The 14,247-nt window shown below is 56.6% G+C and carries 15 protein-coding genes and 1 riboswitch; of the genes, 3 read left to right on the top strand and 12 right to left on the bottom strand.

Annotated elements, in window-relative coordinates:
• Positions 1-11 precede the first annotated feature (11 nt).
• A complete protein-coding gene (locus OCH02_RS08865) occupies positions 12-1,118 on the top strand; it encodes an ABC transporter permease (protein ID WP_261430880.1) in 1,107 nt (368 codons plus the stop codon).
• A 168-nt stretch (positions 1,119-1,286) separates the two neighbouring features.
• Here OCH02_RS08865 and OCH02_RS08860 read toward each other — a convergent pair whose 3' ends face one another.
• From OCH02_RS08860 to moaA, 6 genes are all read right to left on the bottom strand, one after another.
• A complete protein-coding gene (locus OCH02_RS08860) occupies positions 1,287-1,997 on the bottom strand; it encodes a Bax inhibitor-1 family protein (RefSeq protein ID WP_012005759.1) in 711 nt (236 codons plus the stop codon).
• 131 nt (positions 1,998-2,128) lie between these two features.
• Positions 2,129-2,596, bottom strand: coding sequence for a molybdopterin synthase catalytic subunit MoaE (moaE, locus tag OCH02_RS08855; protein ID WP_261431341.1), 468 nt, complete (start codon positions 2,594-2,596; stop codon positions 2,129-2,131).
• A gap of 2 nt (positions 2,597-2,598) precedes the next feature.
• Positions 2,599-2,844 (bottom strand): molybdopterin synthase sulfur carrier subunit, encoded by a 246-nt coding sequence (gene moaD / locus OCH02_RS08850; RefSeq protein ID WP_017891981.1) that lies wholly within the window; start codon positions 2,842-2,844, stop codon positions 2,599-2,601.
• Positions 2,841-3,320 (bottom strand): cyclic pyranopterin monophosphate synthase MoaC, encoded by a 480-nt coding sequence (gene moaC, locus OCH02_RS08845; RefSeq protein WP_012005756.1) that lies wholly within the window; start codon positions 3,318-3,320, stop codon positions 2,841-2,843. Before moaC ends, moaD begins: the two co-directional genes overlap by 4 nt.
• A 5-nt stretch (positions 3,321-3,325) precedes the next feature.
• On the bottom strand, positions 3,326-3,838 hold the full coding sequence (gene moaB, locus OCH02_RS08840; protein WP_261430879.1) for a molybdenum cofactor biosynthesis protein B: 513 nt from the start codon (positions 3,836-3,838) through the stop codon (positions 3,326-3,328).
• 27 nt (positions 3,839-3,865) lie between these two features.
• Positions 3,866-4,852, bottom strand: a complete 987-nt coding sequence (gene moaA / locus OCH02_RS08835) for a GTP 3',8-cyclase MoaA (RefSeq protein WP_261430878.1) — start codon at positions 4,850-4,852, stop codon at positions 3,866-3,868.
• Positions 4,839-4,981, bottom strand: a riboswitch (molybdenum cofactor riboswitch). (Overlaps the previous gene by 14 nt.)
• A gap of 260 nt (positions 4,982-5,241) precedes the next feature.
• On the opposite strand from moaA, the gene yvcK reads away from it, so the two are divergent.
• A complete protein-coding gene (yvcK, locus tag OCH02_RS08830; RefSeq protein WP_174353146.1) occupies positions 5,242-6,159 on the top strand; it encodes a uridine diphosphate-N-acetylglucosamine-binding protein YvcK in 918 nt (305 codons plus the stop codon).
• A gap of 4 nt (positions 6,160-6,163) precedes the next feature.
• Here the strand turns inward: yvcK and OCH02_RS08825 are convergent, their stop codons facing one another.
• Entirely contained in the window at positions 6,164-6,421 is a 258-nt protein-coding gene (locus OCH02_RS08825) for a VF530 family protein (RefSeq protein WP_261431340.1), read from the bottom strand.
• A gap of 227 nt (positions 6,422-6,648) precedes the next feature.
• Positions 6,649-8,661: an excinuclease ABC subunit UvrB gene (gene uvrB, locus OCH02_RS08820; RefSeq protein ID WP_261430877.1), complete on the bottom strand. Its 2,013-nt coding sequence runs from the start codon at positions 8,659-8,661 to the stop codon at positions 6,649-6,651.
• 1,198 nt (positions 8,662-9,859) lie between these two features.
• Between uvrB and OCH02_RS08815 the strand changes: the two genes are divergently transcribed.
• Entirely contained in the window at positions 9,860-10,570 is a 711-nt protein-coding gene (locus tag OCH02_RS08815; protein ID WP_261107629.1) for an ATP-binding cassette domain-containing protein, read from the top strand.
• Positions 10,571-10,607: 37 nt separating this feature from the next.
• Here OCH02_RS08815 and bioD read toward each other — a convergent pair whose 3' ends face one another.
• Genes bioD through bioB form a run of 4 tightly spaced genes read right to left on the bottom strand, consistent with a single transcriptional unit; the run spans position 10,608 to position 14,214 of the window.
• Positions 10,608-11,282, bottom strand: coding sequence for a dethiobiotin synthase (bioD, locus tag OCH02_RS08810; protein WP_261430876.1), 675 nt, complete (start codon positions 11,280-11,282; stop codon positions 10,608-10,610).
• Entirely contained in the window at positions 11,275-12,042 is a 768-nt protein-coding gene (gene bioC, locus OCH02_RS08805; protein ID WP_261430875.1) for a malonyl-ACP O-methyltransferase BioC, read from the bottom strand. The genes bioD and bioC overlap by 8 nt, the downstream gene beginning before the upstream one ends.
• The gene (gene bioF, locus OCH02_RS08800) at positions 12,026-13,177 is read right to left on the bottom strand and encodes an 8-amino-7-oxononanoate synthase (RefSeq protein ID WP_261430874.1); all 1,152 of its coding nucleotides are present in this window, start codon (positions 13,175-13,177) and stop codon (positions 12,026-12,028) included. Before bioF ends, bioC begins: the two co-directional genes overlap by 17 nt.
• Complete coding sequence (bioB, locus tag OCH02_RS08795; protein ID WP_012005745.1) at positions 13,177-14,214, bottom strand: biotin synthase BioB; 1,038 nt, start codon at positions 14,212-14,214, stop codon at positions 13,177-13,179. Before bioB ends, bioF begins: the two co-directional genes overlap by 1 nt.
• Between the last annotated feature and the right edge of the window lie 33 nt (positions 14,215-14,247).

Below are 14,247 nucleotides of genomic sequence, written 5' to 3'. Positions count from 1 at the left end.
GGGGAAAGACGATGTTTCACCGTCTCTGGACGTTAATCATAAAAGAAATGCAGTCGCTGCTGCGCGATCCGCAGACCCGCGCCATCCTGATTATGCCGGTTATCGTGCAGGTGCTGCTGTTCCCATTCGCCGCCACGCTGGAAGTGACCAACGCCACCATCGCGGTCTACAGCGAAGACAGCGGCCACGCCTCGGTCGAACTGACCCAGCGTTTTGCCAAAGCCAAGGCCTTCTCGCATGTGCTGCTGTTGCGCAGCCCACAAGAAATACAAACCACCATCGACAACCAAAAAGCATTGCTGTTGATCCGCTTCCCGGCCCAGTTCTCGCGTAATATCGCGAGCGGCAATACGGCCCCGCTGCAATTGTTGCTCGATGGGCGCAACTCCAACAGCGCGCAAATCGCCGCCAACTACGTGCAGCAAATTGTGCAGGACTATCAAAATGAGCTGATCGGTAACCGTGCCAAACCCAACAACAGCGAACTGGTAATACGCAACTGGTATAACCCGAATCTGGATTATAAATGGTTCGTGGTGCCGTCGCTGATCGCCATGATCACCACTATCGGTGTGCTGATTGTCACCTCGCTGTCGGTAGCGCGGGAGCGCGAACAGGGTACGCTGGAGCAGTTGCTGGTGTCGCCGTTGACCACCTGGCAGATTTTTATCGGTAAAGCGGTGCCGGCGCTGATCGTCGCCACCTTCCAGGCCAGCGTCGTGTTGCTGATCGGTATCTTTATCTATCAGATCCCGTTCGCCGGTTCGCTGCTGCTGTTCTACGGCACCATGCTGATTTACGGCTTGTCTTTGGTGGGGTTCGGCCTGCTGATTTCGTCGCTGTGCGCCACCCAGCAACAGGCGTTTATCGGCGTCTTCGTGTTTATGATGCCGGCGATCCTGCTTTCCGGCTATGTCTCGCCGGTGGAGAACATGCCGGTGTGGCTGCAAAACCTCACCTGGGTGAATCCCATCCGCCACTTCACCGACATCACCAAACAGATCTACCTGAAGGACGCCAGTTTCAGCATCATCTGGCACAGCCTGTGGCCGCTACTGGCGATCACCGCCACCACCGGCAGCGCCGCCTATGCCATGTTCCGCCGTAAAATCGCATAAAAAAAGACTCTGCGATCTCGATCGCAGAGTCTTTCTATTCGCTCTAAATCCTATGGATTTCATGCTGCGGTTAGGCGACCAGCTCGTGTATCCCCAAGAGCTTACTTAAGTAAGTGACTGGGGTATGCGAGCGCAGTCAACAACGCTGCAGCTTGAAAGACAACGGATTTAGCGGCGGTTGCCGAAAATGCGCAGCAACATCAGGAACAGGTTGATGAAATCAAGATACAGCGTCAGCGCGCCGACAATGGCGTACTTGCGGAAGCTGTCTTTGTCATCGGCATTCAACTGCTCGCCCATCGCTTTCAGTTTTTGGGTGTCATACGCCGTCAGGCCAACAAACACCACCACCCCGATATAGGTAATCGCCCACATCAGCGCGGAGCTTTTCAGCCAGATATTGACCAGCGAAGCCAGCACAATACCGATCAGCGCCATAAACAGCATGCTGCCGAAACCGCTCAAATCACGCTTGGTGGTATAACCGTACAGGCTCATCGCACCGAACATCCCGGCGGTTACCACAAAGGTGCTGGCAATCGAGCTGTAGGTATAGGCGATGAATATGCTGGAAAGCGTCAACCCGGTCAGCGCCGAATACAACATAAACAGCGAGGTGGCGACCGTGCCACTGAGACGATTGACCATGCCGGAAATCACGAACACCAGACCCAGCTGCGCGATAATCAGGCCGAAGAAGGTGATCTGGCTGGAGAAGATAAAGTTAAGGATCGCGGGCGTGTTGGCCGCGTACCAGGATACAAACGCCGTCAACAGCATGCCACAGGTCATCCAGCCGTATACCTGCGCCATATAAGCCTGAATGCCGCTGTTGGCACGTTCGACGATTGAACCATTAGAGCGTGGATATCGGTCCATGACGGTTACCTTTTGCGTGTGGAACAAGATTTCAGACCCTCATAACAGCGGGGTCTACCTGCTATAAGCCTACCACAGAAAACCTAACCTGAAAGTTGCAAAGGTATTGATATATTTCTGCTGTTTACCGATTATTTAGCCGCTTTATGCCAGCGCTCCGCCGCCTGACGGTCGCTATCGCGCGCGTCAACCCAGCGGTCGCCCTGGCCAACGGCTTCGCGTTTCCAGAACGGGGCGCGGGTTTTCAGGTAGTCCATGATGAACTCGCTGGCTTCGAATGCCATGCTGCGGTGGGCGCTGGTCACGCCGACAAACACAATCTCATCGCCAGGGAACAGCTCACCCACGCGGTGGATCACCGTCGCGCGCTGCAATGGCCAGCGGCTGCGTGCTTCGTCCACGATTTCCGCCAGCGCTTTTTCGGTCATGCCCGGGTAGTGTTCCAGCGTCAGCGCACTGACGTTATCGCCCAGATTATGGTTACGTACCTTGCCGGTAAAGGTCACCACGGCACCGTCGTCATCACACTGCGCCAGCCACTGGTATTCTTCGCCGACGTTGAACGGCGCTTCACCCACGCGGATACGGGTATTTTCCACCATTAACCCCCGGTTACCGGTGGAAAGAAAGCGACTTCATCACCGGCACGCAGCGGATGTTCCGCCGCCACCAGGGATTGGTTTACCGCCGTCAACAGCTTGCCGGACTCCAATGCCAGCGCCCAGCGATCGCCGCGTGCGCACAGCGCCTTACGCAGCGCCTCTACCGTTGGGTAGTCCGCCGGCATTGACAGATCGCCGGTGCCGACCAGTTCGCGCACCTGCGCAAAAAACAGAATGTTAATCATAGCTCCACCTTAAAATCACCGGATTTACCGCCGCTTTTCGCCAGCAGCCGCACCGGGCCGATCACCATGTCTTTTTGTACCGCCTTGCACATGTCGTAAATGGTCAACGCGGCCACCGAAGCAGCGGTCAAGGCTTCCATTTCGACGCCGGTCTTGCCGGTCAACCGACAGCAGGTTTCAATCCGTACCCGGCTATGTTCCGGCTGCGCTTCTAATTGCACTTCGACCTTGCTCAGCATCAGTGGGTGGCACAGAGGGATCAGCTCCCAGGTGCGTTTCGCCGCCTGAATACCGGCAATGCGCGCCGTGGCAAACACATCACCCTTGTGATGGCTACCCTCGATAATCATCGCCAGCGTGGTCGGCAGCATTTCAACAAAGGCCTCGGCGCGCGCCTCGCGCACCGTCTCTGCCTTGGCGGAAACGTCGACCATATGGGCTTCGCCCGCGGCGTTAATGTGAGTCAGCTGCGTCATAGTTTCTATTTCTTCAAATGTGGCAGGAAGTTGCACGGGCGATGACGCGCGTCCAACTGCTCTTCAATAATACGTTCCCAGGCGGTGCGGCAGGCTCGAGTCGAGCCAGGCATGGCGAAAATCACCGTCTGGTTGGCCATTCCGGCCAACGCACGCGACTGAATAGTGGCAGTACCAATCTCTTCGTAGGACACCATGCGGAACAGTTCACCGAACCCTTCCACTTCACGATCGAACAGCGGCAGCAGCGCTTCCGGGGTATTGTCCCTGGCGGTAAAACCGGTGCCCCCGGTGATCAGCACGGCCTGAACCTGCTCGTCGGCGATCCACGCGGAGATGCGGGCGCGGATTTGATATTTATCGTCTTTGACGATGGCGCGATCCACCACCTGGTGCCCGGCCTCAAGCGCCGCTTCCTGCAGATACTGGCCCGAGGTGTCTTCCGCTTCACCGCGACTGTCCGAAACGGTCAGAATAGCGATCTGCGCCGGAATGAATTCACTGCTGGCATGACTCATTGCTTGCTCCCATGCAATTGGAAAAATTTATCCGCCGATAAACGACAAATTCTGCGTGATGCCACTGTTGCCCTGGTGCAGGAAGTGGGTTTGCTTTTTGGTCCGCAGCCCGCCCTGAATGCGATCCTTCAACTCTTCAAGCTGGGCGTCATTCACCAGCAGATCGCGCAGGTTAATGCCCTGCTCACCGAACAGGCACAGGTGCAGATTACCGATGGCGGAAACCCGCAGTCGGTTGCAACTGGCACAGAAATCTTTTTCGTACGGCATGATTAACCCCACTTCACCCTGGTAATCCGGGTGGCTAAACACCTGCGCCGGGCCGTCGCTGCGGCCGCGCGGTTGCAGTTGCCAACCTTGCTGTTCCAGTTGCGAACGGATCACTTCGCCAGACACGTGGTGTTTGCGGAACAAGTCACCGCCCTCCCCGGTTTCCATCAGCTCGATAAAACGCAGTTGGATCGGACGGTCTTTTATCCAGTGCAGGAAAGCGCCCAGTTGCTGGTGGTTAACGTCACGCATCAGCACCGCATTGACCTTGACCTTGCTGAAACCGGCAGTAAAGGCGGCGTCGATACCCTCCATCACCTGGCGGAATTTATCCTGGCCGGTAATGGCGTGAAATTGACGGGGGTCCAGGCTGTCGACGCTGACGTTGATCGCCGTCAGGCCGGCGTCACGCCAGCCGGCAACGTCGCGCGACAGGCGGTAGCCATTGGTGGTCACGGCAAGCTGGCGAACGGCCGGATTTTCACGCACGGCGGCAATGATCTCGGTAAAATCGCGACGCAGCGAAGGCTCACCGCCGGTCAGGCGCACCTTTTCGGTGCCCAGCTCGGCGAAGGCACGGCTGACACGTCGGATCTCATCGAGCGACAAGAAGGTTTTCGGGCTGCCGTTAGGGCGATAGCCATCCGGCAAACAATAGGTGCAACGAAAGTTACACACGTCGGTGATCGACAGGCGCAAGTAATAGAATTTGCGCTCATAAGCATCAATGAGTTGCGGCACCATAACACCTTCCAAAGTCGGGAGATGCGAGCGTTTCCGCTCTGCACCCTGGTGGCTGACTTCGCCACGGCCCAAGCGCCATATTGTTCGCAAGAACAACGTAGGCCCAGAGGCTAGGAGTTTTGGTCTCAGTTCCCGCTGCCTGAGTAGCCGGAACGAAACCGTGGTTTTCATCAGAATTCTAGCGCTAAACAAAGGCGATAGCCAACGCCCAATTTCGCTATATAATTGTGTATACAGCGTTTTTACGCGCTTTCAAATCAGGTAAACCATGATAAACGTCCTTCACGCAGACGAATTGACCGGAATCACGCAAATCACACTCTTTTTCGCGTTTTTACGCCAAATCCGCTACTTTATGCGGGCAGTTAAGCCCCTTTGTAAGGAAATTTATGCGTAATCGTACCCTGGCCGATCTCGATCGGGTGGTGGCATTAGGTGGTGGCCATGGTCTTGGCCGCGTGATGTCTTCCCTGTCGTCTTTAGGATCCCGTCTAACCGGTATTGTCACCACCACCGATAACGGCGGTTCCACTGGCCGTATTCGCCGTTCGGAAGGCGGCATTGCCTGGGGCGATACCCGTAACTGTCTGAATCAGTTGATCACCGAACCGAGCGTAGCCTCGGCAATGTTCGAGTACCGCTTTAGCGGCAATGGCGAACTCTCGGGGCATAACCTCGGTAACCTGATGCTGAAGGCGTTGGATCATCTCAGCGTGCGACCACTGGAAGCGATCAATTTGGTACGCAGCTTGCTGAAGGTCGACGCGGCGCTGATCCCGATGTCTGAGCAGCCGGTGGATCTGATGGCGCATGACCATGAAGGCAACCACGTCTACGGTGAAGTGAACGTCGATCAACTGACTGACATGCCGCAGGAACTGATGCTGTCACCGCGCGTCAACGCGACACGCGAAGCGCTGGACGCCATCGCACAGGCCGACGTGATCCTGATTGGGCCAGGCAGCTTCCTCACCAGCCTGATGCCGCTGCTGCTGCTCGATGACCTGACGCAGGCCTTGCGGCGCAGCAGCGCCAATATGATTTATATCGGCAATCTGGGGCGCGAACTGAGCGTCGCGGCAGCCGCCTTGACGCTGAAGAACAAGCTGGAGCTGATGGAAGAGAAAATTGGCCGCCAGATGATCGACGCGCTGATTGTTGGGCCGGCAGTAGATGCCAGCGAAGTACAGGATCGGGTGGTGATTAAACAACCGCTGGAAGCGACGGATATCCCTTACCGCCACGACCGTCAGTTGCTACGCCAGGCGCTGGATCAGGCATTGATCGAGTTGGGTGCCCGCGGTTAAGGCTTTACTGCCCGCCGCGCAACCAGGGATTATCGCTGGCGGCCTTCTCGACCATATCGATATAAAGATCTTCTACCTGCTTGCGCGCCCACGGCGTGCGGCGCAGAAACTTCAGGCTGGATTTTATGCTGGGATCGCTGCTGAAGCAGTTGATACGAATGCGTTCAGCCAGCCCTGACCAGCCGTAGTGCTCCACCAGTTTGTTCAAAAGTTGTTCCAGAGTGACACCGTGCATCGGGTCTTTGGACTGGTGTTCGGTCATGGTCTGCGGCTCGTAGTAGTCAATTGGCCGCACACCATAATCAGCTTTGGCGGAGGCGACAAGAAATTTATCCCCTTCGTCTTTCAAACTGCAGCGTTGTTAGCCGCACGCGCTCACCCCAATCACTTACCAGAGTAAGCTCATGGGGACTCACGCCCTTGCCGCCTAGCTGCAGCTCGAAATCCATTGGGGAGTTGCTCTGAAACAACATCAGGTACCTTTATACTTTAAGAAATAGCGATAAACTGCTCACGCAGCTGGTGTATCTCGTCACGCAAGCCCGCCGCCAGCTCGAACTCCAGGTTCTGTGCGTGGGTATACATCTGCGCTTCCAGCTCGCGGATTTTTTGATCCAGGGCTTTTGGCGTGAGGTTTTGGTATTGCCCGGCATTTTCCGCCGCCTTGCCCTTCCCTCGGCCCTTGCCACGGTTACCCGGTTTACCCAACTGCAGAACATCGGACACTTTCTTGTTCAGGCCCTGCGGCACGATGCCATTTTCTTCGTTGAACGCCTGCTGTTTGGCGCGACGGCGTTCGGTCTCGCTAATCGCCCTGGCCATAGAGTCGGTAATTCTGTCACCGTAGAGGATCGCTTTACCATTGAGGTTACGTGCCGCACGGCCAATGGTCTGGATTAACGAACGTTCGGAACGCAGGAAGCCTTCTTTATCCGCGTCCAGGATCGCCACCAGCGACACCTCTGGCATGTCCAGCCCCTCACGCAACAGGTTGATACCCACCAGCACGTCAAACTCGCCCAGGCGCAGGTCACGAATGATTTCGACCCGTTCCACGGTATCGATGTCCGAGTGCAGATAGCGTACCCGCTCGCCGTGCTCTTCGAGATACTCGGTCAGGTCTTCCGCCATGCGCTTGGTCAGGGTAGTGACCAGTACGCGTTCGTTGATTGCCACCCGCTTGCGAATTTCAGACAACAGGTCATCCACCTGGGTGGTCACCGGACGCACTTCTATTAGTGGATCCAGCAAGCCGGTAGGGCGCACCACCTGATCGATAATATCGTCGCCGGACTTCTCCAGCTCATATTTGCCCGGCGTGGCAGACACGTAAATGGTCTGCGGCGCCAAGGCCTCGAACTCTTCAAAGCGCATCGGGCGGTTGTCCAGCGCCGACGGCAGGCGGAAACCGTATTCCACCAGCGTCTCTTTACGCGAACGGTCGCCCTTGTACATGGCGCCGATTTGCGGAATGGTGACGTGGGATTCATCGACCACCAGCAGGCCATCCGCCGGTAAATAATCAAACAGCGTCGGCGGTGGCTCGCCCTCTTTACGCCCGGACAGGTAGCGCGAGTAGTTTTCAATGCCGGAGCAGTAGCCCAGTTCGTTCATCATCTCCAGATCAAACTGGGTGCGCTGCGTCAGGCGCTGTTCTTCCAGCAGTTTGTTATTGGCCAACAGCACCTTGCGCCGTTCGGCCAGATCCACTTTGATCTCTTCCATCGCCTGCAGGATCCGCTCACGCGGCGTCACGTAGTGCGACTTCGGATAAATGGTGAAGCGTTGTACCACCTGCTCGATCTGGCCGGTCAGAGGATCAAACAGCGAAAGCCGCTCGACCTCCTCATCAAACAGTTCAATACGCAGTGCCAGTTCGTCCGACTCAGCCGGGAAGACGTCGATCACCTCGCCACGCACGCGGAAGGTCGCGCGCTGGAAGGCCTGATCGTTACGGGCATATTGCAGCTCCGCCAAACGACGCAGGATCGAACGCTGATCGATGATCATGCCCTTGGTCAGGTGCAGCATCATCTTCAGATACAAATCAGGATCGCCCAGGCCGTAGATCGCCGATACCGATGCCACCACGATCACATCGCGGCGCTCCAGCAATGCTTTGGTCGCGGAAAGACGCATCTGCTCGATGTGTTCGTTCACCGCGGCGTCTTTTTCGATAAAGGTGTCGGAGCTGGGGACGTAGGCTTCCGGTTGGTAGTAGTCGTAGTAGGAAACAAAATACTCGACCGCATTCTCGGGAAAGAACTCTTTCATCTCGCCGTACAGCTGCGCCGCCAGCGTTTTGTTAGGTGCCAGCACCATAGTGGGCCGGTTCAGATCGGCTATCACATTGGCGACGGTAAATGTCTTGCCCGACCCGGTAACGCCCAGCAGCGTCTGGTGTGCCAGGCCGTCTTCCAGGCCCTCTTCCAGCTTGCTGATGGCTTGCGGCTGGTCGCCGGCCGGTTTGAAATCGGAATGCAGTTTGAAAACTTTACTCATATACCCTTCGTCTTTCAAAATGCCGCGTTGCTACCGGCTGTCGTGGTGAGCGGGCGCAGCATGCAGCGCCCCTACCTGGAGATGTGCGCGCTCAGGCGGCCATAGAGCTAATGCTCAATTGATGGCCTCTAATTATGGAAAGCCCCGGCGACTTTTGCCAGTGCCCATGATACTGGATATAAAACCAGCTTCAAGCGATTCGTCGCTTTAGCGTGCGTCAAATCAGTCTGAATGCACCGTCGGGGTTACAGCCGCGTGACATTTTTATTGTCAATAACAGATTTATCCCCAAAATCCGTCACGAATTAACTTATTGATAGCACTGCGGCCAAAAATCATACATAGAGACCCCATCAATACATTGGCCGCTTGATTTTAGTTAAAATATTGATAATTAATGATTTTATAAAAAAGACGAGATTGCGGACAAAGCGAACAGAACCCGCGTCCGCTCTCGCTTTAAACCGGTTTTCTAAATCTAATGCACAAGGTTATCCACAGGAATAGTGGATAACTCTCACCGCCCCGCCCCGGCTGGGAGTTGCAGAAAGAACGCTTTTTGCCGTTTCTGTCCGCCAAGATGGCTTTTTTAGTTATTTTTTCACAATAATATCGCTTTGGTTATGCCGATTAATGCTAAAAAGCCCCATTGCCAAAAACGGATTTATCTCATTGTCGCCGTCACCTGATGCATCTTGCTACAACCGACGAAATAGTTTGCACCATAAGCATTCTTCCCAGCACTGGAAGAGTGCAAAAATCGTCCGCGTTAACTTTCCCCGCTTTTTTAACTGGGTCCGCCAGGCCTGCCCTGCCGCGCAAAAGCGTTAACAAGGCAATAACAATCCTGTTTTTAGCGGTTTTATAAAGTTGGCCCAAGGGTTGCATTACCCTTGGGCGGCAAAAGTACGGTCGGGATAAATATCCGGGCTGTAATAGCGGAATGATCCGCTGTCATTTAGCGGCCAGAAGGGAGTAAAACTGCCGTCCTTTACTTGATAAAGGCCAAAGAGCGCGGACAAGTCGACAATAACTACGATTTTTGGCTATGTATCACTTGTTTTGCCCTAATTTAAACTGCCTGGTAAAAGGCAGTCATTCAGCATTTTATTCTGGACATTAAAACACTCGGGAAAGAAATCGCTACTGCGAAAACGGTAGCCAGGAGTGGAATACAATTCTTTGAGGAGAATGCCGGATGTTGAGTTTAAGGTCAGTGAATCAGTTTTACGGACAAACCCATACTCTGTGGGATATCAATCTGGAGCTACCACGCGGCCAGTGCACGGTGCTCATCGGTCGTAACGGCGTAGGCAAGACCACGCTGGTGAACTGCATCATGGGACATTTGCCGGTGGTCAGTGGCAGCATGACCTGGCAGTTGGCAGATGAACCGCCACAAAACCTGCTGCAACAACCGGTGGAAACCCGCACAGCGCTGGGGATAAGCTATGTGCCGCAAGGACGGCAAATCTTTTCGCAGCTCAGCGTAGAGGAAAACCTGCAGGTAGCGCTGATGGCCGGCCGCGATAAAAACCGCCGCATCCCGCCTTTGATTTACCACCTGTTCCCCAACCTGCGAGAGATGCGCAGCCGCAGAGCCGGCGACTTGTGCGACGGCGAACAACAACAGCTGGCGATTGGTCGCGCCCTGGTGCTGGAGCCTGAGTTGCTGATCCTCGATGAACCCACCAGCGGTGTGCAGCCAACGATCGCCGCCGATATCGGCAACGTGATCCGCAAGCTTAACCGCGAGCTGGGCATGACCATCCTGCTGGTGGAACACAAGCTGCCGTTTGTCCGTCGGGTAGCCGACCGTTTTTGCCTGATGGACCAGGGGCGCAGCGTCGCGGATGGCACGCTGGAACAGTTGGACGAGGAATTGATTAATGCCTATCTGGCAGTTTAAAGAGGCAATAAAGCGGGGAAAATCCTTCCCCTTCTCATCATAAAACGCTTAAATCCAGATAGTGCCCCAGTGCCTGCCGTTCGGGCTCGGGCAAGTGTGGGATCTCACCCAACAGCGGAGCCGGTAACATACGGCGCAGCGTGGCCAGATATTCCTGATGGCGGCGGCCCGGTGGGCTGACGTCATTGGCGATCCAGCCAACCAACGACAACCCTGCCTGTTTGATAGCCTGTGCAGTCAGCAGCGCATGGTTAATGCAACCCAATTTGATGCCCACCACCAAAATCACCGGCAGTTGCTCCTGCTGTACCCAGTCGGCAAAGGTATTTTGCTCAGAAAGCGGCGTAAACCAGCCTCCGGCGCCTTCGACCAGCAGCCAGTCGGCCTTCTGTTCCAGGTGGCGTAATCCGGCGGAAAGCCGGGCCAGTTCGATCGGCCGCCCTTCGTCGGCGCTGACAATATGCGGTGAGGTCGGTTCAGCAAAAACGTAAGGGTTTACTTCCTGGTAACTTAGCGCAACCGCACTGTTAGCCTGCAATGCCAGCGCATCGCCGTTACGCAAGCCTTCGGCGGTCATCTCGCTGCCGGACGCCACCGGTTTGTAACCCGCGGTACGGTAGCCTGCCAGAGTGGCGGCCTGCAACAAGGCACTGCTGGCCACGGTTTTACCCACTTCGGTATCGGTGCCGGTGACAAACCAACGCTTAATCACGATAAATCACTCCATAAACCAAATGATAACTGAGCGGAAACTGCCCGCGCCGGCAGGGGTAAGCCGCCTGCAAGGCCGCAAGCCGTCGGCGCGACAGCAGCCCGGCATCACGCCCCTGATGCAAATGGGTCGCCCCAATCCCCTTGAGCGATCGCATCAGCGCCATCACATCCGGGTAATTCAGAGTTTGCCACTCCACGTCCAACTGGTGACGGTAGTCGGCGCAGGCTGCGCTAATCTGCGCCAGCGGCAGAAAATCATTCACATGACGTTCGCCGTCCACCTGCTGCCAGGCGTCGCCCAGTTCGCCCAGCGATCCTTGTGCCAGCGTAGAAAACAGGATCACACCGCCGGGGCGGGTAACCCGATATAGCTCCGCCAAGGCGCGCGGCAGGTCACTACACCATTGCACCACCAGGCTGCTGAAGCAGATATCCACGGCGGCGTCGGGCAAGGGTACATTTTCGATATCCCCCAGCAGATAATGATCCGCCGCCTGCTGCTGACGGGCAAATGCCAGCATGCCCGGTGCCAGATCCAATGCAGTGACCTGTTTGCCGAGTTCACGCCAGCGGCGGCTAAAGTGACCGGTACCACAGCCTGCATCCAGCAGTTGCGCGCCCGGGAGCTCCAATCCCATCCCCAGCAAGCGCTCACCAACATCCCGCTGCAGTAACGCCGCCGCATCATAGCTGCCCGCGGCGCGGCTGAAGGCCGAGGCTACCGCCTGCTTATTGACTGATTCAAACGCTGACGTCATGCAATACCTCCAGCAGACGATCGATATCCTGCGGCTGATGTGCCGCCGTCAGGGTAATGCGCAAACGCGCGCCGCCCGGTGGCACCGTTGGCGGGCGGATAGCACTCACCCACAGGCCCTGCTCGCGCAGGCTTTGCGCCAGATCGAGCGCTCGCTGATTGTCCCCCACCAGCAAAGGTTGAATGGCGGTAACCGACTCCGTCAGGGTCAGCGACAACTGAGCCGCCCCCTGACGAAAACGCTGAATGTTTTCCTGCAGTCGGGCGCGTACTTCGTCACCCTGCCGAATGCAATGCAACGCCGCTTGCAATGCGCAGGCCTGCGCCGGTGGCATCGCGGTGCTGTAAATCAGATGGCGGGCAAACTGCAGCAGATATTCGGCGGTGGGCTCATCGCACAGCACCGCCGCACCGCTGAGGCCAAAGGCTTTGCCGAAAGTGACCACCAACAGTTCAGGCCTTACGCCCTGCTGCCAGCAACTGCCGCGCCCCTGTTCGCCATGAACGCCAATACCGTGCGCGTCATCTACCATCAGCCAGGCACCCGCCGCGCGGGTCAAACGGTGCAGCTCCGCCAGTGGCGCACTGTCACCGTCCATGCTGAACACCCCTTCGGTCACCGCCAACATCTGGCCGTCGCAAGGTTTAGCCAGTAAATCAGCCAGCGCCTGGGGCTGATTATGGCGAAAACGACGCAGCTGAGCCGGTGAGTGGGCAGCAGCCTCCAGCAAAGAAGCGTGGCTGAGTCGATCGGCTAAAATGCGATCCTCTGCCTGCATCAGGGCCGCCAGCAGCGCCTGGTTGGCGGCATAGCCAGAGATAAACAGCAACGCACGCGGATAGCCCAGCCACTCCGCCAGTTGCTGTTCCAACACCTGGTGTGCCGTAGAAAAACCGGTAACGTGGCCAGAGCCGCCGCTGCCGACACCATACTGCTGCGCGCCCTGCTGCCAGGCAGCGATCACCTGGGCACTCTGGCTCAGGCCCAGATAGTCATTGCCGGAGAAATTCAGGTACTGCTCGCCTTTAAGCTGAATATGGCGACCATTGCCGCCCTGATTCACCTGACGGCGACGGTAAGCGGCGCTCTGCTGCCGCGCCTCCAGCGCTTGTGCAATGCGTTGTTGCCAGCTCATTACAGTGCCGCGTTGTAAAACTCAGCGGTATCCGCCTGCATCAACTGTGCAGCCAGCGCCTGCTGTTGCTGGTTGTCGCCGTGCTCGGTTTCGGTCTGCTGCGGGTTCAGGCCCAGTTTGCGGAACAGTTGCAGATCTTTGTCTTCTTCCGGGTTTGGCGTCGTCAGCAGTTTGCAGCCATAGAAGATGGAGTTGGCACCGGCCATAAAGCACATCGCCTGAGTTTGCTCGTTCATCTGCTCACGACCGGCGGACAGACGGACGTAAGAAGCCGGCATCATGATGCGTGCCACCGCAATGGTGCGGATGAAATCAAACGGATCAACGTCCTCGTTATCTGCCAGCGGCGTGCCTTTGACCTTCACCAGCATGTTGATCGGTACGCTCTCCGGTGGCGTCGGCAGATTAGCCAACTGCACCAGCAGCCCGGCGCGGTCACGCACCGTTTCACCCAGCCCGACAATGCCGCCGGAACAGACTTTAATGCCCGCGCCGCGCACTTTACCCAGGGTATCCAGACGTTCCTGATAGCTGCGGGTGGTGATGATGTTGCCGTAGAATTCCGGCGAGGTATCCAGGTTATGGTTGTAGTAATCCAGCCCGGCATCCGCCAGCCGTTCCGCCTGCGTACCATCCAGCGTGCCCAGCGTCATGCAGGTTTCCATGCCCATCGCCTTCACCCCTTGCACCATCTGCTGCAGGTAAGGCATATCGCGCTCGTGCGGGTTTTTCCACGCCGCCCCCATGCAGAAACGGGTCGATCCATTCGCCTTGGCCTTGCGTGCCGACTCCAGTACCTGCTCCACCTGCATCAGTCGTTCCGACTCCAGGCCGGTTTTATAGCGCGAGCTTTGCGGGCAGTACTTGCAGTCTTCCGGGCATGCGCCGGTTTTGATTGATAACAGCGTGCTCACCTGTACCTGACGCGGGTCAAAGTGCTGACGGTGAACCGTCTGGGCTTCAAATAACAATTCGAGCAAAGGTTTATCAAACAGGGTCTGGGCAAGACCCACTGTCCAGTGAATGCGATCGGCCATCACGGCGTCTCCAAAATGAAAAAAGTGTCGTCA

Source organism: Serratia quinivorans (genome assembly GCF_946227985.1).
GTDB lineage: Bacteria > Pseudomonadota > Gammaproteobacteria > Enterobacterales > Enterobacteriaceae > Serratia > Serratia quinivorans_A.
This window is presented reverse-complemented; position numbering and strand designations above follow the sequence as displayed.